The sequence below is a fragment of the Bifidobacterium sp. RTP21102st3_E2_RTP21102_210122 genome (genome assembly GCF_040916945.1).
In the GTDB taxonomy this organism is placed as follows: domain Bacteria; phylum Actinomycetota; class Actinomycetes; order Actinomycetales; family Bifidobacteriaceae; genus Bifidobacterium; species Bifidobacterium longum.
The window spans coordinates 87,891-108,039 of the sequence record NZ_JBCPAN010000001.1; the positions used below are offsets into that span (position 1 = coordinate 87,891).

Annotated in this window: 16 protein-coding genes, 1 tRNA gene and 1 pseudogene; 9 read left to right on the forward strand and 9 right to left on the reverse strand. The window is 60.0% G+C overall.

All coding sequences use genetic code 11. The annotated features are described in order from the left end of the window. The first annotated feature begins 44 nt into the window (after positions 1–44). Positions 45–1,067, forward strand: coding sequence for a UDP-glucose 4-epimerase GalE (gene galE / locus AB5287_RS00430; RefSeq protein ID WP_077387070.1), 1,023 nt, complete (start codon positions 45–47; stop codon positions 1,065–1,067). A 47-nt stretch (positions 1,068–1,114) separates the two neighbouring features. Here the strand turns inward: galE and AB5287_RS00435 are convergent, their stop codons facing one another. Further along, positions 1,115–1,810, reverse strand: a complete 696-nt coding sequence (locus AB5287_RS00435) for a response regulator transcription factor (RefSeq protein ID WP_014485347.1) — start codon at positions 1,808–1,810, stop codon at positions 1,115–1,117. Next, positions 1,807–3,090 carry an ATP-binding protein gene (locus tag AB5287_RS00440; protein WP_007052338.1) on the reverse strand — a complete coding sequence of 428 codons (1,284 nt, stop codon included), beginning with the start codon at positions 3,088–3,090 and terminating at the stop codon, positions 1,807–1,809. The genes AB5287_RS00435 and AB5287_RS00440 overlap by 4 nt, the downstream gene beginning before the upstream one ends. A gap of 113 nt (positions 3,091–3,203) precedes the next feature. On the opposite strand from AB5287_RS00440, the pseudogene AB5287_RS00445 reads away from it, so the two are divergent. The 4 genes and pseudogenes from AB5287_RS00445 to AB5287_RS00460 all read left to right on the forward strand — a co-directional run. Further along, positions 3,204–3,407 (forward strand): annotated as a pseudogene (locus tag AB5287_RS00445) (PspC domain-containing protein); the annotation flags it as partial. A gap of 450 nt (positions 3,408–3,857) precedes the next feature. Then, on the forward strand, positions 3,858–4,925 hold the full coding sequence (locus AB5287_RS00450; protein WP_007053834.1) for a phage holin family protein: 1,068 nt from the start codon (positions 3,858–3,860) through the stop codon (positions 4,923–4,925). A gap of 29 nt (positions 4,926–4,954) precedes the next feature. After that, positions 4,955–5,662: a hypothetical protein gene (locus AB5287_RS00455; RefSeq protein ID WP_007055361.1), complete on the forward strand. Its 708-nt coding sequence runs from the start codon at positions 4,955–4,957 to the stop codon at positions 5,660–5,662. A 103-nt stretch (positions 5,663–5,765) separates the two neighbouring features. Then, positions 5,766–7,367 carry a S9 family peptidase gene (locus AB5287_RS00460; RefSeq protein ID WP_007053836.1) on the forward strand — a complete coding sequence of 534 codons (1,602 nt, stop codon included), beginning with the start codon at positions 5,766–5,768 and terminating at the stop codon, positions 7,365–7,367. Positions 7,368–7,516: 149 nt separating this feature from the next. Here the strand turns inward: AB5287_RS00460 and AB5287_RS00465 are convergent, their stop codons facing one another. The 4 genes from AB5287_RS00465 to AB5287_RS00480 all read right to left on the reverse strand — a co-directional run bounded on the left by AB5287_RS00465 (position 7,517) and on the right by AB5287_RS00480 (position 12,161). Next, the gene (locus AB5287_RS00465) at positions 7,517–8,149 is read right to left on the reverse strand and encodes a DUF4125 family protein (protein WP_007053837.1); all 633 of its coding nucleotides are present in this window, start codon (positions 8,147–8,149) and stop codon (positions 7,517–7,519) included. A gap of 75 nt (positions 8,150–8,224) precedes the next feature. After that, positions 8,225–10,588, reverse strand: a complete 2,364-nt coding sequence (locus tag AB5287_RS00470; RefSeq protein ID WP_032737497.1) for a DUF4037 domain-containing protein — start codon at positions 10,586–10,588, stop codon at positions 8,225–8,227. Between the two features lie 86 nt (positions 10,589–10,674). Next, entirely contained in the window at positions 10,675–11,865 is a 1,191-nt protein-coding gene (locus AB5287_RS00475) for an MFS transporter (RefSeq protein WP_368220341.1), read from the reverse strand. Positions 11,866–12,087: 222 nt separating this feature from the next. Continuing rightward, positions 12,088–12,161 (reverse strand) — tRNA-Pro (locus AB5287_RS00480). 204 nt (positions 12,162–12,365) lie between these two features. Between AB5287_RS00480 and lysS the strand changes: the two genes are divergently transcribed. The 3 genes from lysS (at position 12,366) to AB5287_RS00495 (ending at position 15,876) form a co-directional block, all read left to right on the forward strand. Beyond that, positions 12,366–14,048 (forward strand): lysine--tRNA ligase, encoded by a 1,683-nt coding sequence (gene lysS, locus AB5287_RS00485; RefSeq protein ID WP_368220342.1) that lies wholly within the window; start codon positions 12,366–12,368, stop codon positions 14,046–14,048. Between the two features lie 62 nt (positions 14,049–14,110). Next, positions 14,111–15,076 carry a 1,4-dihydroxy-2-naphthoate octaprenyltransferase gene (menA, locus tag AB5287_RS00490; RefSeq protein ID WP_368220344.1) on the forward strand — a complete coding sequence of 322 codons (966 nt, stop codon included), beginning with the start codon at positions 14,111–14,113 and terminating at the stop codon, positions 15,074–15,076. Positions 15,077–15,135: 59 nt separating this feature from the next. Further along, on the forward strand, positions 15,136–15,876 hold the full coding sequence (locus tag AB5287_RS00495; protein ID WP_007052347.1) for a phosphoglyceromutase: 741 nt from the start codon (positions 15,136–15,138) through the stop codon (positions 15,874–15,876). Between the two features lie 376 nt (positions 15,877–16,252). Here the strand turns inward: AB5287_RS00495 and phoU are convergent, their stop codons facing one another. Further along, on the reverse strand, positions 16,253–16,927 hold the full coding sequence (phoU, locus tag AB5287_RS00500; RefSeq protein ID WP_007053841.1) for a phosphate signaling complex protein PhoU: 675 nt from the start codon (positions 16,925–16,927) through the stop codon (positions 16,253–16,255). A gap of 190 nt (positions 16,928–17,117) precedes the next feature. Between phoU and AB5287_RS00505 the strand changes: the two genes are divergently transcribed. Beyond that, on the forward strand, positions 17,118–18,311 hold the full coding sequence (locus tag AB5287_RS00505) for a cell wall metabolism sensor histidine kinase WalK (RefSeq protein WP_007055303.1): 1,194 nt from the start codon (positions 17,118–17,120) through the stop codon (positions 18,309–18,311). A gap of 124 nt (positions 18,312–18,435) precedes the next feature. Here AB5287_RS00505 and AB5287_RS00510 read toward each other — a convergent pair whose 3' ends face one another. Together AB5287_RS00510 and serC are read right to left on the reverse strand one after the other, a co-directional pair. Then, positions 18,436–18,690, reverse strand: a complete 255-nt coding sequence (locus AB5287_RS00510; RefSeq protein WP_007052350.1) for a DUF2530 domain-containing protein — start codon at positions 18,688–18,690, stop codon at positions 18,436–18,438. 129 nt (positions 18,691–18,819) lie between these two features. Then, entirely contained in the window at positions 18,820–19,962 is a 1,143-nt protein-coding gene (gene serC / locus AB5287_RS00515) for a phosphoserine transaminase (protein WP_007052351.1), read from the reverse strand. Positions 19,963–20,149: the final 187 nt, after the last annotated feature.

The window sequence follows — 20,149 nt, forward strand, 5'->3', positions numbered from 1 at the left end:
ATACTGAAGGAAAACCGAAGGCAAGTCCTTCCAAAGGAGGAGATATGACTACTGTTCTGGTTACGGGCGGTGCTGGATTCATCGCCACCCACACCGACATCGAACTGCTCGACAAGGGCTACGACGTTATTTCCGTAGATAACTACGGCAACTCGTCTCCCGTGGCGCTTGAGCGCGTCGAGCAGATCACCGGCAAGCCGGTCAAGCGTTACGACGGTGACGTGCGCGATGAGGCGCTTATGGAACGCGTCTTCACCGAAAACAACATCGATTGGGTCATTCACTTCGCCGGTCTCAAGGCCGTGGGCGAGTCCGTGGCCAAGCCGATCGAATACTACGACAACAACCTGTACTCCACGCTTGTGCTGCTCAAGGTGATGAAGAAGCACAACGTCAAGAAGATCATCTTCTCCTCCTCCGCCACCGTGTACGGCACGCCGAAGGAACTGCCGATTACCGAGGAGACGCCGACCGGCGGCACCACCAACCCGTACGGCACCTCCAAGCTGTTCCAGGAGCAGATTCTGCGCGACGTACATGTGGCCGATTCGTCCTGGACCATCGTGCTGCTGCGCTACTTCAACCCGGTCGGCGCACACGAGTCCGGCCTGCTGGGCGAAGATCCGAAGGGTATTCCGGCGAACCTCACCCCGTACGTGGCCAAGGTCGCGGTCGGCGAGCTCAAGGAAGTCCAGGTCTACGGCGACGACTACGACACGCCCGACGGCACTGGTGTGCGTGACTACATCCACGTGGTCGACCTGGCCAAGGGTCACGTGGCCGTCATTGACCACATCGACAAGGAAGGCGTGTTCGTCTACAACCTGGGTACCGGCCACGGCTACTCCGTGCTTGAGGTCATCAAGGCTTACGAGAAGGCCGCCGGTCATCCGATTCCGTACGCGATCAAGCCGCGTCGCCCCGGTGACATCGCCGCCTGCTACGCCGACGCTTCCAAGGCGGAGAAGGAGCTTGGCTGGAAGGCCGAGCTGACCATCGACGACATGGCCGCCTCCTCCCTCAACTGGCAGACCAAGAACCCCAACGGTTTCCGCGACGCCGAGTGATATGAGCAGATGAGCTCCCTCTGATGGGGGAGCTCATCTGTCGTTTATCACACAATGCGCCTATCGGCGGCCCAGCGGGTGAGCTCGGTGCGATTCGAAAGCTGAAGCTTTCGCAGCACCGAGCTCACGTGCGTTTCTACCGTCTTGATCGAAATGAACAGTTCGGCCGCCACCTCTTTATACGTGTATCCGCGTGCGATCAGCCGCATGACCTCCTGCTCGCGGGCGGATAGCCGGTCCAGCTCCTCATCATGAGCCCGTGCCGCACCATCAGCGCCGCCATCAGACCCCGCCGCCGGCACACCCTGGAAGGCCGAAAGCACAAAACCGGCCAGTTTTGGCGAGAACACGGCATAGCCCTCATGCACCTGCTTGATGGATGAAATCAAATCAGCGCCGGTAATCGTCTTGGTCACATAGCCCTGGGCGCCGGCGCGAATCACCGCCCCCACATCCTGCGGCGCATCCGAAACCGACAATGCCAGAAACACGGTAGTGGGGGAGTAGGGCCGCGATTTGGCGAGGATCTCGGCACCGCCGCCACCCTCGCCGCCGGGCACATGCACATCCAGCAACACCACCTGCGGCTTGGTCTGTGCGATCATCGCCACCGAACCGGGCACGTCCGCCGCTTGGCCGACGATATCGAAGGAATCGCGCAACGTGGCGATTACGCCCGCACGGAACATCTCATGGTCATCGACCATGGCCACACGAATCTTGGCTGTCTCGTTCTCGCTCATCGATGTTCTCCCTGCGCCGCTTTCAGCGCGATCGGCATATGCATTCTGACCTCGGTGCCCCAGCCGGCCCTGGACACTATCTCCACTGTACCGCCGCGCCGTTTGATGCGGCCGATAATCGATTCGCGGATGCCCAGCCGGTCGGGCGGAATGGCGTCCATATCGAAGCCTTCGCCATGGTCGCGCACGAACACTTCAACCATCGTGTCGCTGGCCTCGCAATACAAAGACACCGGCTCGCCGCCATGCGTGACCGCATTGACCAACGCCTGACGGGTGGCGTCCAGCAGCGCATCGGTCTGGGCGCTCGGCCGCGCGTCGCCCACGGTGACCACCTCAATCGGCTTGCCGTGCTCGTCCTCCACCTCGGCGGCGATCTGCTTCAATCCGGCTCCCACCGAACGATCCGATGTGGAACGTTCCTGATACAGCCATTCGCGCAGCTCGCGCTCTTGGCTACGCGCCAGGGCGAATACGGTGGTCGGTTCCTCGGAGTTCAGCTGAATCAGCGCCAACGTTTGCAGCACGCCATCATGCAGATGGGCGGTCATGTCCGCGCGCTCCTCTTCGCGCTCCTTCAATGCCTGCTCGTGGGTGAGTCGTTGCAGCATCGCGTTCGCCCACGGCATCACCGCCACCACGATACCGACGATCATCACGAATCCGCTGGCAACAATGCGTCGAGGAGAGGTGCCCCACCCAGGAATGCTGACATTATGCACATACAATGCCCATCCCATGAAAATCAGTGCGATGCCGCCCAACATAGACAACAGCTGCGTGCCTCGCGGACTAAGATTCATCCATGCCAGTGCGATGCCGCCCAACCCTACCAGCAGCGGAAACACAATCTGGACATCCGCACCGGTGCTGGTGAGCAACAGTCCAGTGGCCATCAACGCGAAACCGGCCAATGCCACGACGGCCGGTTTCGGAGCACGTTGGATGGCCTCGGACAATGATTCCGGTGCGGCTGCCGATTCGTCGTCATGAGCGGCAAGTGGCTGATTGCCTCGCGCAAGCGGCGCCTGATTAACGGGCACTGTGCGAGCCGCAGCCGCCACCGGGTCTCCGGCAGGCATGAACACCCACAGGAATACATAAGCGATGATGCCTGCGCCGTAGAGGACGGTCAGTGCGATGAACGCAATCCGAACCCATGCCACGCCGATGCCCAAGTGCAGGGCGATGCCCTTGCACACGCCGGTGAGCCAACGGCCCTGCCGGGGGCGCATCAACGGCATGCGCGCGGGCAGCAATGGTTCGGGAGATGACGTCATACTCCTATTGTGCCGCGCTCAGGGCGTTGCGGCCGGGGTTTTACCCGGTGTTCAGGGAACAATCAGGGTGTTCCCCGAGCGTTGTGGCAGTGGTCGGGCGGTGTAATGGAATCATGAGCAATCCAAACGCGAATCCATATCAGCCACAGCCGCAGCCTGGTCCGCAAAAAAACAAGACATCGCGACGCTTCTTCACTTGGGTGCGATCCAGTGGACTGGTTCGCGGCGACGACCGGTGGATCGGCGGCGTATGCAGCGGCATCGCTTTACGGCTTGGCTGGAGCCCCACATTAGTACGTGCGTTGGTGATTGTATGTACATTGTTCTTCGGTTTTGGCGCAGCTCTGTACGCACTCGGCTGGTTTCTGATGCCGGATGTACGCGATAGGCACATCTTGGCCGAGGACCTCATTGCCGGCCAATGGGACTGGAATTGTCTGGGATGCTTCCTGTTCCTCGCCGTGGCAATCGTGATTCCAGGTGCGGGGTGGGGTTGTATTGCGCTCGCCGCCTTAGCGCTATGGCTGTTGGCCAAAAGCGGCATTCGCCAGCAGGAAGGGTACGGATTCGGGGCATCTGCGCCGCGACCGGTTTCACAGCCTGTGTCATATCCAGCTCCACAGCCTGTCTCATATCCAGCCGCGCAACCAGTACCTCAATCTCCTTTGTATTCAGCTCCGCAACCTTTTCCACAACCTGTTTCACAACCTGTTTCACAAACCGCGCCTAGTGTTTCACAGCCTGTTTCACAGCCTGTCTATCAGTCGATGCCCAGCGTGATGCCGGGTACTGTGCCCGGCGCGATGCCCGGTACAGTACCCAACGGGCCGTTTGCCCCCGACCGTATGAATGCGACGGCCTATGCCCCCACCGAGTCCAAGCGCCGCAAGCCGGCGGGCCCAATCGTGGTCTTGAGCATACTGGGCCTTACCTTCCTCTCCTTTGCCGGTCTGATGGGACTGATTTGGGTAAACGACATGGGCATTATCGGCATTATGCGTCTGGGCACCATCTGGATTGCCGCAGTATGCATAGTGATGGGGCTGGTGGTCATCATTCTCGGATTCAGAGGACGGCGTACCGGTGGTCTGATTCCTCTCGGACTGGTTGCCGGTGGATGCGCGCTCTGCATGACCATCGTTTCAGGCACGTATGGCGTGTACTACCGTGATCTTGGTGCCAGCGGCATCAATACTGTTGTTTCACTGAGCCAATCCGTCAGTGCGAGAAACAGCGACGGCATGAACGATGTGCAAAAGGATGGCATCTTCGTTGCCGATGCCAGCGATGCCACGTTCGAAACATTGCAGCAAGGTGTGGCGTTCAGCGGTGAAAACTACAACACCGATCAGGCAATCATTGATTGGTCCGATTGGGACAAGACACATGGACCGCACACGGTGAAGATGCTGGATGGCAAAACTTCCATCAGTAATTGCCCGGTCGGCACCATCACCATAGCCGCAACACAGGCGCAAGTGCATATCGTTCTGCCGGATTCCTGCACTTACGCCTTCGGCACCGCCGACTCCTACTACTCCACTTCGAGTGACGTTGGCGGCAAATACGAGATGGTATACAACAACTACATGGGTCCAAGCTTTGTTTTCTTCGAAGCTGAAAGTGCCACCAATGGGCCTGATCACGAATGGTTGTATAAGGAATCCGCCATGCCGGACAACGGCCCAGAATTAAAAATCAATATTCCCTATGTGGTGGAAGCACGTGTCAACGTGGTGTACGCCTCCGATTGGGAAGGCTCCACGTTCCAGCCGCTTGCCGATATATACGACGGCAACAGTACAAGCAAGAACACAACCGAACAATCGGAATGATCAAGCCGTTGCAACCAGGAGATGGAATCATGACTGATGAAACCAAGGAATTCGCCTCCATCGAGGATGCGACACCGACCACGGCCATACCTTCCGAAACCGACGCGACCACCGCGACCACAACCATGGTGACCGTCGATGACCGAACCGATACCACGGTGCTGCCATCCGCAGCGGATGATGACGAAACGGCTGTGCTGCCCGTCCCCGACAATCATGCGGATGCGTCGGTCTCGGATGTGGATACGCAGGCAACAGCTGCCTCTCCATCGCCCATCGAACCAACCACAGATCGGATTGCCCTGGAAACAGTTGCCGATGCCGTGGAGGGAGATGGTGGGCCGATTCCATCTGCCGATGATGTGCCGATGTACGCAGCATCTTCAGCACGACCTCCCTATGGGCAGTCTCAGACCGCCGGCAAACCATGCCAGCCTGGGGGGAGCGCCAAGAACGTCCAGAGCGCCAAGAACGTCCAGAATGCTAAGGATGTCAAGAGTGCCAAGAACATCCAGAAACAGAGCACCAGCGCGCCTACTGTGGTATTCGGACTATTAGGCGTGATTATCGGCGTGATCGCGCTGGTTTTCGGGTACATATCTCCGGATCGGATGATTTCGTTGTTCTCGCCGAATCCGCAATTGCTGACGGCTATTATTTGCGCCGTAGTGGGACTGATTCTGGTAATAGTGGCCGTTGTATGGGCCATAGTCGGTGCCGTCAAGAAGAGAAAATAGCGTTACAAACCATTGCATTACGGTCCCAGTAGAAGCACATTATGACGGGAGCCGACCGATAAGAGCCGACCGTTCTATGCTGATGGGGGGAGGCATAGTAACTATGAAGCGGATTTCGGTGCGGCGGGTAGCGAGCGTCATCGTCACCGCGATGGCGATGACGCTGGTATTCGCCACACTTGGCTGGGCGATGATGCCGCAATGGAACACACGGCCCTACACCAAGCACATCGTTATCGCTTCTGCCGACACCACCATCACCCCTGCCCATGCGAACATTCCCCACGAGGGGCGATATCGTACGCGTGAAACCCGACTATCCATCAAGACCGGCGACGGCGTCACGCTACCCGCCGTACTACGTGAACCGGTCGGCGCTCCCGGGCCACGCCCGGCTTGTCTGTTCATTCACGGGTCCGGTACCAGTGGTGCCGAGGATTTCGGCGATATCGCCAACGCCATGGCCTCTGCCGGTATCGTGACCTTGGTGCCGGCCAAGCGCAACGACAACTACACCGTGCTGCATCGCGACTACCCGCGTTTTGCTCGCGAATACGGGCGTTCGCTCGACGTGTTGCGTGGCAGAATCGGCGTGGACCCCGCCAAAACCGGCATCTACGCCGAATCCGAAGGCACCTGGATCGCCACGATTCTAACCTCGAAACGGCAAGACATTGCCTTTGCCGTACTTACATCCGCACCGGTGTTCAATGGACGTGAGCAAATGGCCATGGCTGTCAGCGCCTATACGCATGAGGCCGGCGCGCCCAAGCCCGTGGTCAAAGACATGGCCAAATTGATGTCGCTGGACTACGCGCCATTTGATCTAGCCTATGCCGACTTTGATGCCGACCGGTATCTGAAATCCCTCACCATGCCGGTGCTGGTGAACTACGGCACCTACGATACGGCCATGCCCATCGAACAGGGGGCGCAGCGGATCATCGCTACGGCCAACAAGTCCGGCAACGAGAACGTCACCGTACGCTATTTTGCCGGCAACCATCAGATGCGGGCTGGTGAGGGCTTATTCACCCCGAACCTGCCATTGGCCGAAGGCTATACGCAAGCGCTGGAAAATTGGGTGAACGGTGTGACTGCCGGAACCAAAGCCGATGGATGGGCAACGCCTCAAGTCGCCGGTGCAACACCTCACCAGCGCTTCGCCGCGTCGCAACGTACCAGATCCGGTATCGTCGGCTCGCTTGGCGTGCTGGCCGGTCTGATGGTGGCAGGGCCCGTGCTGATCGTGATGGCGGCGATATTAGGTATTGGCTTGACTGTGTTTTCTTGGCTACAGACGTTGCTGGCCGGGCGACGTAGTGTGGCGACTGTGCGGGCCGTGCATGCGACGCCGAGTGAGCTGGGGGCCGCCCAGCGGCGCATGTTGCACGGCATTGCCGGCTTATCTGCCGGTATCGGCACAGCGGTGATGGTGATTACTGGGCTGTTGTACGGCTATATGAGCGCCGTAGGCGTATCGGCTGTATTGGTTATGCCTCAACCGCGGCTGTTTGCCGTCGGATGGGTGGTGCTGCGAATAGCGACCATGCTGTTGGTGGTGCTGTTTGCTTGGGAAATGGAACGTGTCTGGTATTGCCGCGCCGATATCGTCGGTGTGCGGCGCGTCATATGCGTGATGGTAGCGCTCGGCACTCTCGCCACACTGATGACACTGGCATTTTGGGGCCTATTCTCGCTGTAATTCTGCCGATGTGCGCTGGTAAATGGGGCCTGGCGGGCAGGCTGCGTTGGTGGTCTGGGTGTGGGGCGATCGGCAGATTGCGTTGGCCTGGGTATGGCCGGCCGACGTACATCAGTCGGGGTGTCCGATACACAGTGAATGGCTGAGTATTACGCTTGGGAGGCTTCGGCCTCCTCTAAGGTGTCGAAACCGCCGAGCTGGACTGTGTGCAACAAGGTTTCCTCAGTGATATTGCGTTGCGGGCTGGCTGCGGCGCGCTCGCCAATCATCGCTTCGTAACGTTCGAAGGTCTGGTCGGAATACGTACCAAGCTCGCCGCGCAGATAGGTTTCGAATGAGGTGGCAGATGGTGTGTCTTCGGTGGTGGTGAGTGCGCGCATCGCCTCGCCGAGCTTGGGGTAGCGCTCGCGGAAATCCTTGGCCCAGGCGACCTGCTGGGCGATGACCTGTTCCTGACGGGCCGCGCGCTCTTCAGAGAGACGCGGAATATACGGCTCTATGTTCTTCGTGAAATTTTCCGGTGCGGTGGAGGCCATCATGCGGCCGTATTTTTCGGTCACGAGGTTGCGGCCCACGTGGTCGGCCGCGTCAAGATCAGCGGCATAGCTGGTGAGTAATGGCCGCTCCCATGTGAGGAACTGGGCCAACCGCATCTGGTGGAACACCGGCCAGTTGCCTTGGCATGCCGCGCGTCCACCCTCATTGTTGGTGCGCTGGAACTGATCCCATTCATGACGCACAATAGCCTCGCGCAGTTCATCATCAGTCAGTTCGTTGGTCATCGACGTTCCTTTCACTGATACCTCCCTCTGATGAGGGAGGTGGCACGGCGAAGCCGTGGCAGAGGGAGCTTGAATCTACAAACTTTTAAGCACCGGATCATCAGAGGCGATGTGGTCCTCGACATACGGGCGCTGCCATTCGAGGAAGGTCTCGCCGGACGTGGTCAGGTGTTCGCGTTTGAGTTCCTTGACGATATCCACCGCAATCTGCTCCACAATATCGTTGATTTTCTCGATTGCTGGAGCCGCGCCCTTGCCGCCTTCGCCAAATCCGGCCCCGCCATAGCAGGCTGCCGAACTCAATCGCATCACGGTTTCCAACTGTTCGCCCACGTTCGGCAACAGCGCGAACATCGAGCCAGACAGCTTGCGCAATGCTGCGAACTGCCACTTGTAATACGGCATATAGCCCACCACCATCGGCACGTTAACCAGGAACACCAACGAGGCGGTGGCCTGCACGAACTCGTGGATGGACAGCCATGCGGCCGCGCCGTCGCCGCGCTTCAACGAACGCGGCAGATTATATTGACCGGCCTGGGCGATCATGCCGAGTCGCTTGGAGATCAGCGCGAGCCGCACATCGTCGGGCATGTTCTTGAACCCTTGGCGCGTCTTGGAAAACAGACCGGTGGGATCGGCGAACACCTCGCCATTGGTGGCGGCGGCCAAGGTCGATTCCTGAAGCATTAGCCACTCATGCGGCGCGGTCTGCGCCGGCGCAGTGTGATACCCGGTGATCGACTCAAAGAAGTCACCGATGCGGAACACGCCGTCACGGCGATTCGCGCCCTGTGCGCGCGGCGTGACGGGGGAGAGCGGTGCATCAATCGGAGTCGTCATCGCTTCCGCCACATCAGAGGACGCCGCGCCTGACTCGGCAGTGGCGGTATCGTGCGTAGCGGTGCCGGGGGTGGGTGCGTTTGCCGCATCGGGTATGACGGTGGAGCCTGCACCTGCGGAGGGGAATGCTCCGGAAGCATCGGACCTGGCATGCGCCTCGAACGTCACGCGGCCTTGCGCATCCACGCTGAACTTGCGCGGCAGTGCCTCGTAATCGACCTCAAGTTGCTCGCCGATCGCCGCGTAATCCTCATCCGTAAGCCACAGGCAGAAGCGCGGGCCGAAATCGTGGTCCTGCGAATACGCATCATCGAATCCGTAGCATTCCGAGCCATGACCCACCAGACCGGCGGCGATACGCCCGGCATACTGCGGATACTTCGCCGCAATCATCGGCTTGCCCATCTGCGTCCAGAACGCGCGGGCCAGCTTCAGTCCGGACACCGGGCATGCGGAAACGGCCTCGGCCGCGCCCGCAGAACCGGTCGACACCGAAACGGTGGATGGGGAAGATGCCGCGTTCGCACCGGTCTTGCCCTGTGCCGGGCTGTTCGGCAGCCGCGAGCCGGACTGGGGCAGCGCGCCTGCATCGCCGGCAACACCTGCATTGTCAACCGTCACCCCGGCCTGCGCCGCCGCTTCCTCGGCCTGCCGCAGATTGTCGGCGGTGATACGCCAGTAATCGGTGTCCTTGCCGTAACATTCCTCGATCACGGCCAGCGCATGCCGGTATCCAGTAACCGCATCCGCATACCGTCTCTCGGCAAAGCACACCTGCGCGAAGCCCGCCAGTGCGGAGGCATAATGCGCGGAATGTTCCAGATGGCCGGTGCGATAGATTTCCAGCGCCTTGGCTGCATGCCAATGCGCGTCCTCCAACTTGTGTTCGGTCAGCAGGGTCAACGCCAGATTCGTGTGCGAGCTGGACACGTCGATATCCGCGTCCGGGTTCACGCTCGAGGCTTCGATAATGCGCAGCGCTTCACGCAACTCCAGTTCCGCCTTGTCGGGCCGATTCGTCTCGCTGTAGAGCATCGACAGATTGTTGTGCAGTGCTGCGAGCCTACGGTCGGTGGGCGCCAGCGAATGCCGGCAGACACTCTGCGCCTGATGATACAAATCCTCGGCCTGATCGTATTGTTTGGCCGCGCGCATCGAGGTGGCGCAATTGATTAGCGTGATGGCCCACGCCTCGGATGTGCCGGTGGTCAAGCCCATACGAGCGGCCAGTTCCAGCGCTCGCTGCACAATCCACTGATTCTCCTTGTGCCGACCTTGCGAGCGATAGAAGCCCATCGTTTCGTTGAGCACGGTGAGCAGTCCGGCCTCGTCGCCGGCGTTTTCCGCGTCCACCATCGCCTGTTCCAAGTACGGGCCGGCTTCGGTGGCGGCCGTGTGGCGATCGAAAATCGCGTCCAGTCCGTTCAGGAATTGTTGGGTATCAAAGGTTGCGGGCGATTGATCGGCATCGTCCGCAACCTGGTTCGCCGTGGAATCGGCACCTTGTGCTGCGGCCGCCGCATCGGTGTCGTCGGCATCGTCTGGACCATGCGCGAATTGCGCGGCGAATTGTTTGAGCAGTGCTTCCTCATCCATACCGCCAGACCTCCCTGAATCGTGTCTGATTTCAGTCTATTAATACTGTGAACAAACACGTCAGGGAGTTTGCTGTGAGCTTGGTCTCAGTCCACCTTGGTTTCGCGCAAGCGGTGAATGGCGTCGGTATCGGTTTCGCAGCGCCACGAGTAGAAGGCCAGCAGCCCTACGGCAAGCAGAGCCAGCGGCATACCGCCCAGGCCGGTATAGCGATAGTTCATCGAGAAGGTGGTGAGCATCGCGCCGCCGACAATCGAGCCGATGGCATTGCCGAAGTTAAACGCCACCTGTACAGCCGCGCCGGCGATCAGCTCGCCGCCGCCCTGGCCGGCTTCGGTCATCAGCAATTGCTGTGGAGCGGAAGTAAAGAACAATCCGATGGCGATCCAGAACGTCAGTACAGCGGTCATCGGCTGATTACCCGGAGTGATAAGCACCAGCAACAAGCCGAGGCAGGAGATGGACTGACCTATTGCGGCCGCGCCGGCATGCCTCCAATGGTCGGTCAGACGACCTCCAAGCAGACCGCCGATGACCATACCAAAGCCGGCAAGCATCATCAGCATCGGCACCAGGGAAGACGACCATCCGCCGGTTTTCTGCAGCCAAGGGGAGACGTAGCTCCACCAGCAGAACACACCGGCATTGCCGGTGAACACGGCGGCCAAAATCACCCACGGGCCACGGCGGGTGAGGAACTTGAACTGACCGGCGATGCCTGCGTCCTTAATCGGCGCAACGAAGGGGATCCATGCCAGAACTAGCACGATGGTCATTGCCGCCCATGCAGCCAGAATACCGAATGCGAGGCGCCAGGATAGGAACTCAGCCATCAGGGTGCCCGCCGGTACGCCGAGCATATTGGCTACGGTTTGGCCGGTGACCATTACCGATACGGCTTGTGCTTCTTTGCCCTTGTCGGCCAAGGTTTTGGCGATGAGTGTGGCGGTGCCGAAAAATGCGCCGTGCGGCAGGCCGGCAATGAAGCGCGCGACGACCAGCATGGCGGCATTGACGGAGAATGCGGAAGCCAGATTGCCCACCAAGGCAATCACCATAAACAATATGATGAGGTCCTTCGGCGGCACCTTGCGGCCGAATACCAGAATCAGTGTGCCGAAGCACACGCCGATCGCATACGCGGAAATGTAATGGCCTGCGGTGGGGATGTCCACGCCGGTGGCGGCCGCGGCCTGCGGCAGAATGCCCATCATCACGAACTCGGCGGCACCGAGAATGAACGCGCCCGAAGCCAGTGCAAGCAGACTCTTCTTCATGGTTCCTCTAATTACTTCAGTATTACTTACAAAAACAGTGCGGCAATCGATTGATTCGAGCGATATATTACGGTGGTCCGCCAACAAATACGGGGGCTTGCCGTGATGTGGTTTGTCGCTGTGTGCGGCGGGTTGTTTACCGCTGTTCGATCGCTTGGTTTGATTGTTGGGACAGGAAACGAAAAACCGGATTGCTGATTTCTCAACAATCCGGTCCAGTTGTCGGGCTGGCGGGATTTGAACCCGCGGCCTCTTCGTCCCGAACGAAGCGCGCTACCAAGCTGCGCTACAGCCCGTTTGGCAACAGATGTAGATATTACATTGTGGTGGTGGACAATGCAAATCGGCATGTCGCGAGTGTTGCGTGATGGTGGATTCGCCATGTGTACAGGTCTCTCAAGCCTTGTGCAGGGCCGGTTTTGCGTCATGTGAGCGGGTGTTCAGATGGCCGTGCGGTCTGCCGGGCTCATAATCGCCGGCCTTGCGTACACTGATGAATCATGGCTGAAGTTGTCGAAAATACCGAAAACACTGAGAATGAAACCCCGGCCGTCCTGCAGATGAGCACCGTCGAACGTGCGGAAATGCTGCTCAAGCAGGACGCCACCATCCGCGAGAAGATCAAGTCCGGTGCCACGCTGGACGAAGCCGTGGACCCCTCCAACAAGGAGTTCGGCCCGCTGGCCCACCCCGAGCAGGTGCAGATGCGCGTGGCCAAGCGCGCGATGATGCTTGAGGCCGGCATTGCCCCCTACCCGGTGCACTTGGACGTCACCGACACCATCGAGGCGGTTCGCGCCAAGTATGACGGCAAGCTCGAGGCTGGCGAAGAGACCGAAGACATGGTCGGCATTGCTGGCCGCGTGCTGTTCCTGCGCAACGCGGGCGGCCTGTGCTTCGTGCAGCTGTCCGCCGGTGACGGCACCAAGATTCAGGGCATGATCTCCAAGAAGGAGATTGGCGCCGACTCGCTCAAGCAGTTCAAGCAGCTCGTCGACCTTGGCGATCACCTGTACCTCAAGGGCCGCGTCATCGCCTCCAAGACCGGCGAGCTGTCCGTATTCGCCACTGAGTGGGCTATCGCCTCTAAGGCCCTGCAGCCGCTGCCGGCCCTGCACAAGGACCTGAACGAAGACACCCGCACCCGCAAGCCGTACATCGGCATGATCGCGGACGAGAACATCCGCAACATGGTGCGCAACCGCTCCAAGGCCGTGGCCTCCCTGCGCCGCACCTTTGACGACCACGACTTCCTCGAGGTCGAAACCCCGATGCTGCAGACCCTGCACGGTGGCGCGGCCGCCCGCCCGTTCACCACGCACATGAACGCCTTCGACCTTGACCTGTACCTTCGCATCGCCCCGGAACTGTTCCTCAAGCGCTGCCTGGTCGGCGGCATCGATCGCGTGTTCGAAATCAACCGTGACTTCCGCAATGAGGGCGTCGACGCCACGCACGCCCCCGAATTCACCATGGTCGAGGCCTACCAGGCCTATGGCACCTATGATTCCATCGGCCAGCTGGTCAAGGAGCTCGTGCAGAAGACCGCCATGGACGTCTACGGCTCGCACAAGGTCACCCTGCTCGACGGCACCGAATACGACTTCGGCGGCGAATGGAAGACCATCAGCATGTACGACTCCCTGTCCGAATCGTTGGGCGAGGAGATCGTGCCGAATGGCGGCCCGGACGCCCCCGGCACCTCCGTTGAGCACCTGGGCGCCATCGCCGACAAGCTCGGCGTAGAGCGCGACGACGTGGAGAACCACGGCAAGCTCGTCGAACACCTGTGGGAGCACTTCTACGAGGACAAGCTTTACGAGCCCACCTTCGTGCGTGACTTCCCGGTCGAAACCTCCCCGCTGGTCAAGGGCCACCGCACCAAGCCCGGCGTGGTGGAGAAGTGGGATCTCTACGTGCGCGGCTTCGAGCTGGCTACCGGCTACTCCGAGCTCAACGACCCGATCGTGCAGCGTGAACGTTTCGTGGCTCAGGCCAAGGACGCGCTCGCTGGCGACGAAGAGGCTTGCGACATCGATGAGGACTTCCTCGAGGCTCTCGGCGTGGGCATGCCTCCGGCCGGCGGTATGGGTATGGGTATTGATCGACTGCTTATCGCCTTGACCGGTGCCACGATTCGCGAGACCATCACCTTCCCGCTGGTCAAGCCGCTCGTTGGCTGATTAGGCATACTCTGGCTCCCCTCAGAGAGGGGAGCCAGCGTTATATATGAAAGGGATTGCTTATGTCTATCGGCTTATGGGTTCGGGGCGCGCGTCCCAAGACCTTGGTCACTTCCATCGCGTCGGTGATGGTTGGGGCGGTGATGGCGTACGTGCATATCGAGCGGTCGGGCACCTGCATCGCAATATATCCAGAACCGGCCTCCTGCGCCACGGCCCGTGAACAGCAGACCCTGCTGATGGACCGATTCTGGCCGGTGACCATCCTGTGCCTGCTAGTCGCGCTGTTCCTGCAAATCGCCGTCAACTATGCGAACGACTATTCCGACGGCATCCGCGGCACTGACGCCGGGCGTGACATGGACGAATCGAAATCAGGCAAACCCCAGCGACTGACCGCATCCGGACTGGTACCGGCCAAGCATGTACTGTTCGCGGCGATGATTTGCGCCGCCATCGCCTGCATATGCGGTGTTGTGGCGGTCGTGCTCGCCCAAGCATGGTGGTTGCTGGCCGTGGGCGTGGCCTCCTTGCTGGCCGGCTGGTTCTACACCGGTGGCAAGCATCCGTATGGATACGTCGGGCTGGGAGAAGTCGGCGTGTTCCTGTTCTTCGGCTTGGCTGCGGTATTGGGCACCGAATACGCGCTGTGCGGCACGGTGGACGTCGGCGGACTATTGGGTGCTGTGGCGGCTGGCCTGTTCTCCTGCCTGATCATGATGGTGAACAATATCCGTGACATCGACGAGGATCGTGAGCATGGCAAACACACGCTGGCCGTACGGCTGGGGGAGTCCGGCGCGCGTACGTTGCTGATTGTGTGCTGCGTCATCGCATGGATCATCGCCCTGCTGATGTGCGGTACATTATGGTGGCCGTGGGGTGCGGTGCTGTTGCTCTCGGGCACCGGAATACCTGTGCGCATGGTCTCCAGCGTGAATAAACGTCAATTCCGCCCGGCTCTGCCCGCCGCCAGCTTCCAGATCTTGCTGTTTGCGGTGGTGCTGGCGGTTGCCGTGGCGCTATGAGAGCGAAATAATAAGACGAATACTCGTGTTTGGGCGCACGCGGCTGTAGACTGAACCGTATGACTTATAAACTAGTACTGCTCCGTCATGGACAGAGCGCATGGAATAAAACCAACCAGTTCACCGGCTGGGTCGACGTACCGCTGACCGAGCAGGGTGAAGCCGAAGCCAAGCGTGGCGGCGAGCTGCTCAAGGAGAAGAACGTCCTTCCGGACATCGTGTTCACCTCCCTGCTGCGTCGCGCCATCAACACCGCCAACATCGCTCTGGATGCCGCAGATCGTCTGTGGATTCCGGTTCAGCGTGACTGGCGTCTCAACGAGCGTCACTACGGCGCTCTGCAGGGCAAGAACAAGACCGAGATCCGCGAAGAGTACGGCGACGAGAAGTTCATGCTGTGGCGCCGTTCTTACGCCACCCCGCCGCCCGAGATCGACCCGAACGACCAGTACGCCCAGAACAACGACCCGCGCTACGCCGGCGATCCGGTTCCGGAAGCCGAGTGCCTGGCCAACGTTGTTGAGCGTGTGAAGCCGTACTTCGAGTCCGCCATCGAGCCGGAGCTCAAGGCCGGCAAAACCGTGCTGATTGCCGCTCACGGCAACTCCCTCCGCGCCATCGTCAAGATGCTGGACAACCTGTCTGAGGAAGAGATCGCCAAGGTCAACATCCCGACCGCCATCCCGCTGCTTTATGAGCTGGACGAGAACTTCAAGCCGATCAAGCCGCGTGGCGAGTACCTGGACCCGGAGGCTGCTGCTGCCGGTGCCGCCGCTGTCGCCGCTCAAGGCCAGAAGTGAGCCTAAGCCGCTAACACGGTACAAGCTGTAAGGGGAGTCGCACATAATGTGTGGCTCCCCTTTGCTATGCCTGCCAAATCCCCATGGGGCGGTGATTACCCCATGGGGCGGTAAAACCCTCATGGGGCGGTAAAACTCTCATGGGGCGGTATGCCAGAATGGCTTAATTCCGCGGTTTCACATATCTTTCAAACCGCCCCATGGGCAAGTTACCGCCCTATGGGTGTTTTGCCGCCCCATGGATACGCCGGTGTACCGCCCAAAAGCAACAAAAAACGGCGTCCAGCCGTAGCCGGATCGCCGCTTTCGGGCATCCTCCTCAAACCACAGGAGAACAAGTGTTCAGTTATTCGCCCAATGTGAGAACAAGTCCCAATCAGTCGATGTCGGTGCCCTCGTCGCGGGTCGGCTCCTTAGTGGGGTCGAAGCCGGAGACGATGTACACCACACGGCGGGCGGCGGACACGGCGTGATCGCCGAGACGCTCCAGGAAGCGGCCCAGCAGCACGATATCCACGGTCTGCTGACGGGTGATGTCATCGGACAGCGCTAGATCGAAGGTCTGGTGGTGCAGATTGTCCAGCTTGTCGTCAGCCAGGATGATGGCCTCGGCGGTCTTGGCATCGCGATCGAAGAGCATGGCCACCAGCTGGTCAGCGGTGTTGTCCAGGAAGTCGATCATCTCGGCGAACACCGGTTGAGCGGATTCAGGAATCGCGGCGGCCGGATAGGTGCGGCGAGCGGCCTCGGCCACGTGGCGGGCAAGATCGCCCATACGCTCGAACGTGGAAGCCAGACGCATGGTGGAAACGACCACACGCAGATCGGTGGCCACCGGATTCTGCTTGGCGAGCAACTTGACGCACTGGTCAATCACAGAGGACTCCAGGGCATCGATTTCGATGTCGCCGTCAATCACAGTCTGTGCGGCTTCAACGTCCTGATTCAGCAGGGCTTCCCCAGCTCCTTTGATCGCCTTGCGTACGTTCTGCGCCATACGGTCGAGGTCGTCAGCAACCTGCTTCAGCTCCTCGTTGAAAATAACGCGCATTTCTCTAGCCTTTCATGCTTGCTTATTGCAACCTGTACCAGTGTATTATTCCAGTACTTGTTCCCCACTTCAACGTAGGTAATGGCAACCTCAAGTTGTTCTACTGTTCATTGGGTTGTTCACCTGAAATTCATGTTACCGGCGTGCCGGCAAACCGCAATCCCGGCGTGTGGTGTGAAAGAATGGGGGCATGACACAGATGCCGCTCGTCGCCGCGATTGCTCTTATTGTCACGGCTGTTTTATTTGTGGTAGGAATCATCACGCTCATCGTGGGATTTGCGACACATCGAGTGTCCATGGAATCGCCGCTGGCCGATGATGACGACAATGACGATCTGTCCGACGACACCGCCACGCTGCTGTCCATGCTGCCAGGTGCGTCCGTGGTGGTCGACGAGCACGACGAGGTGGTCCGCTGCAATCCCGCCGCCTACCGCCTGGGTGTGGTGTCAGATGACGCCATTGCCCAGCAGCATGTGCTGGATGCCATTCACGAGGCGCGCAAGTCCGGTGGCAAGCGCCAGTTCGACTTGACCACCGATACTCCGGAGCGGTACGTCGCAGACCAGAACAAGGGCGATCACGTCGCCACGCAGTCCGTCCACCGCCCCAACTGGCTGAAGGTGACTGTAGGGCGTATCAACGAGCAGTTCGTCATCGTGTTGATTACCGATGTCAGTGATGTGATTCGTTTCGCTCAAGTGCGTGACTCGTTTATTACCAATGTGTCCGAGCAATTGTTGGGCCCCACTGAGGCTCTGGCCAAACTCGCCGATTCGCTGGAGTCCGGCAATCTGGACGAACAGCAGGTGGCTGCCGACGCTCGCCAGGTGCGTTCCAGCTGCAGCAAGCTCAACCACATGGTGTCTGATTTGCTGCTGCTCATACGCGCGCAGGAGCCGATTACGCCGTCTTCCGCCAACCGACTGAACGTTATGGAACAGCTCAGGGCCACGGCGGCGCGACTGGAGCCGCAGGCAGCCGAGGCTGGCGTGCAGCTGAACATCAAGGGCGACGATGATCTAGTCATCAATGGTGAGGCGGACCAGATCGACAGCGCCGTGACCAAGCTCATCGAAAACGCCATCGGCTATTCCAAGGAAAATGGCGTGGTCAGCGTGTCCGCATCCAAAGACAAGGATGGCGACCGCGCGGTGATTCGCGTGATTGACCAAGGCACGGGCATCGCTAAGAAGGACCAGGCGCGCATCTTCGAGCGGTTCTACCGGGGCGTGGAACAGAGCAATCGCACGGCGGATGGCGTGGGCCTAGGCTTGGCCATCGTCAAGCATGTGGCGCTGACCCATCATGGCGATGTGACCGTATGGAGCGCGCCCGGGCAAGGCAGTACGTTCAGCCTTACGTTGCCGTTGGCGCAGTGAGGTAAGGAATTGGTGGCATGCCTTGCATGCCACCAATGCTGTTTGATGAGCGACCTGCGGCCGCGGTCTCTCCCTCAATCAGCTACGCTGACAGCTCCCGTCATCAGAGGGAGCTTGTGTTGCGTTACTGTCCGAGGCGGCGGTAGTCCCAGCGGTCGAAGTATTCCCAGACCAGCAGTAGCAAGCCAATAATGACGCCGGCCACGCACATAATCACCAACGGCATTACGCTGTAGCCCACGGCCAGCAGAATCAGCACGACAATCAACGCCACAATCCATAGACCGGTACCGATGGCAAACACCTTACGCAGATCCACCCGTACGGGCTTGGGTGCGGGTTTGCGGACGGCAGGGTCAATGAGAGGCGCGAACTTCATACTCATGCACTGTAGTAAGAGTAGGGAGGGGCGTCAAACATCCCTCCCTACGATTTATTCAATCGGCATCAGTTGAGACCGATCAATGTGCATGTCATATATGGTCGGCAATGCGGGGCATATATGCCATCACAGGTGCTCGACCACGTAGTCGACGCACTTGGTGAAGGCCATGACATCAGCCGGTTCCACCGAGGGGAACACGCCAACGCGCAGCTGGTTGCGGCCCAGCTTGCGGTAGCCGGCGGCGTCCACAATGCCGTTCTCGCGCAGGATGGACAGTACCTGAGAGGCCTGGACTCGCTCGTCCAGATCAATGGTGACCACGGCGTTCGAGCGTGCGTCCGCATCGACGACGAACGGAGCGGCGTATTCGGAGCGCTCGGCCCACGAGTACAGGATGGATGCGGACTTGGCGCAACGTGTGGTGGCCCAGGCGAGGCCGCCGTTGTTGTTGAGCCAGCGAATCTGGTTTTCCATCATGATCAGGGTGGCCACGGCGGGCGTATTCAGGGTCTGATCCTTGCGGGAGTTGTTCAGTGCCGTGGTCAGCGAGAGGAACGGCGGCACCCAGCGATGTGCGCCTTCCAGATGAGCGCTTGATTCGACGCCTGCCGCACGATCGATAGCTTCGGGGGAGAGGATGGCGACCCACAGACCGCCATCGGCACCGAAGGCCTTCTGCGGTGAGAAGTAGTAGACGTCGGTCTGGCTGATGTCCACAGGCAAAGCGCCGGCTGCGCTGGTGCCGTCGATGACGGTCAAGGCACCAGCTTCACGACTTCCGGCCACGCGGCGAATCGGGGCGGCCACACCAGTGGAGGTCTCGTTGTGAGCCCAGCAATATGTGTCCACGCCCTCGGTGAGCTCAGGCAGACGGTAAGTGCCCGGCTCGCCGGGGAACAGCACCGGGTCTTCAAGGAAGGGTGCGTTCGCGGCGGACGCGGCGAACTTGGCACTGAACGAGCCATACGTGCCGAATGCGGCGCGACGGGTGATCAGCGAAGCGCAGGCAATCTCCCAGAACGCGCTGGCGCCACCGTTGCCAAGCGCCACCTCATACCCTTCAGGCAGGTGGAAGAACTCGCGCAGACCTTCACGAATCGAAGCGACCAGTTGCTTGACTGGTGCCTGGCGATGTGATGTGCCAAGCAGGGTGGTGGCGCCGGCGTCGAGCGCGGCGATCTGTTCGGGGCGGATTTTGCTGGGGCCGGAGCCGAAGCGACCATCTTCGGGCTTCAGCGACTCGGGAATACTCAGTGTGATAGTCATGGTTTCAAGGGTAGACCAGTGTTGGGGAATATCGCGGATAATGCTCGGTGTGCGGGATTACTGCGGGGTTACTGCGGAATTCCGGGGTGCCGGGCGGCAGTGGTGGCAATGCGGAATGCAGTGCAGAATGTACGCAGCACATCATGGTTACGGTGTGTCGGAATGACATGAGTTAGTGATTCTTCCG

What these genes read in the sequence shown, in the direction of transcription:
- AB5287_RS00470 (WP_032737497.1), bottom strand. Translation starts at nt 10,588, where the DNA reads ATGGATGAGGAAGCACTGCTCAAACAATTCGCCGCGCAATTCGCGCAT.
- AB5287_RS00435 (WP_014485347.1), bottom strand. Translation starts at nt 1,810, where the DNA reads ATGAGCGAGAACGAGACAGCCAAGATTCGTGTGGCCATGGTCGATGAC.
- AB5287_RS00455 (WP_007055361.1), top strand. Translation starts at nt 4,955, where the DNA reads ATGACTGATGAAACCAAGGAATTCGCCTCCATCGAGGATGCGACACCG.
- menA (WP_368220344.1), top strand. Translation starts at nt 14,111, where the DNA reads ATGTCTATCGGCTTATGGGTTCGGGGCGCGCGTCCCAAGACCTTGGTC.
- AB5287_RS00465 (WP_007053837.1), bottom strand. Translation starts at nt 8,149, where the DNA reads ATGACCAACGAACTGACTGATGATGAACTGCGCGAGGCTATTGTGCGT.
- AB5287_RS00510 (WP_007052350.1), bottom strand. Translation starts at nt 18,690, where the DNA reads ATGAAGTTCGCGCCTCTCATTGACCCTGCCGTCCGCAAACCCGCACCC.
- AB5287_RS00450 (WP_007053834.1), top strand. Translation starts at nt 3,858, where the DNA reads ATGCCCAGCGTGATGCCGGGTACTGTGCCCGGCGCGATGCCCGGTACA.
- AB5287_RS00505 (WP_007055303.1), top strand. Translation starts at nt 17,118, where the DNA reads ATGACACAGATGCCGCTCGTCGCCGCGATTGCTCTTATTGTCACGGCT.
- AB5287_RS00440 (WP_007052338.1), bottom strand. Translation starts at nt 3,090, where the DNA reads ATGACGTCATCTCCCGAACCATTGCTGCCCGCGCGCATGCCGTTGATG.
- lysS (WP_368220342.1), top strand. Translation starts at nt 12,366, where the DNA reads ATGGCTGAAGTTGTCGAAAATACCGAAAACACTGAGAATGAAACCCCG.
- AB5287_RS00475 (WP_368220341.1), bottom strand. Translation starts at nt 11,865, where the DNA reads ATGAAGAAGAGTCTGCTTGCACTGGCTTCGGGCGCGTTCATTCTCGGT.
- AB5287_RS00460 (WP_007053836.1), top strand. Translation starts at nt 5,766, where the DNA reads ATGAAGCGGATTTCGGTGCGGCGGGTAGCGAGCGTCATCGTCACCGCG.
- serC (WP_007052351.1), bottom strand. Translation starts at nt 19,962, where the DNA reads ATGACTATCACACTGAGTATTCCCGAGTCGCTGAAGCCCGAAGATGGT.
- AB5287_RS00495 (WP_007052347.1), top strand. Translation starts at nt 15,136, where the DNA reads ATGACTTATAAACTAGTACTGCTCCGTCATGGACAGAGCGCATGGAAT.
- phoU (WP_007053841.1), bottom strand. Translation starts at nt 16,927, where the DNA reads ATGCGCGTTATTTTCAACGAGGAGCTGAAGCAGGTTGCTGACGACCTC.
- galE (WP_077387070.1), top strand. Translation starts at nt 45, where the DNA reads ATGACTACTGTTCTGGTTACGGGCGGTGCTGGATTCATCGCCACCCAC.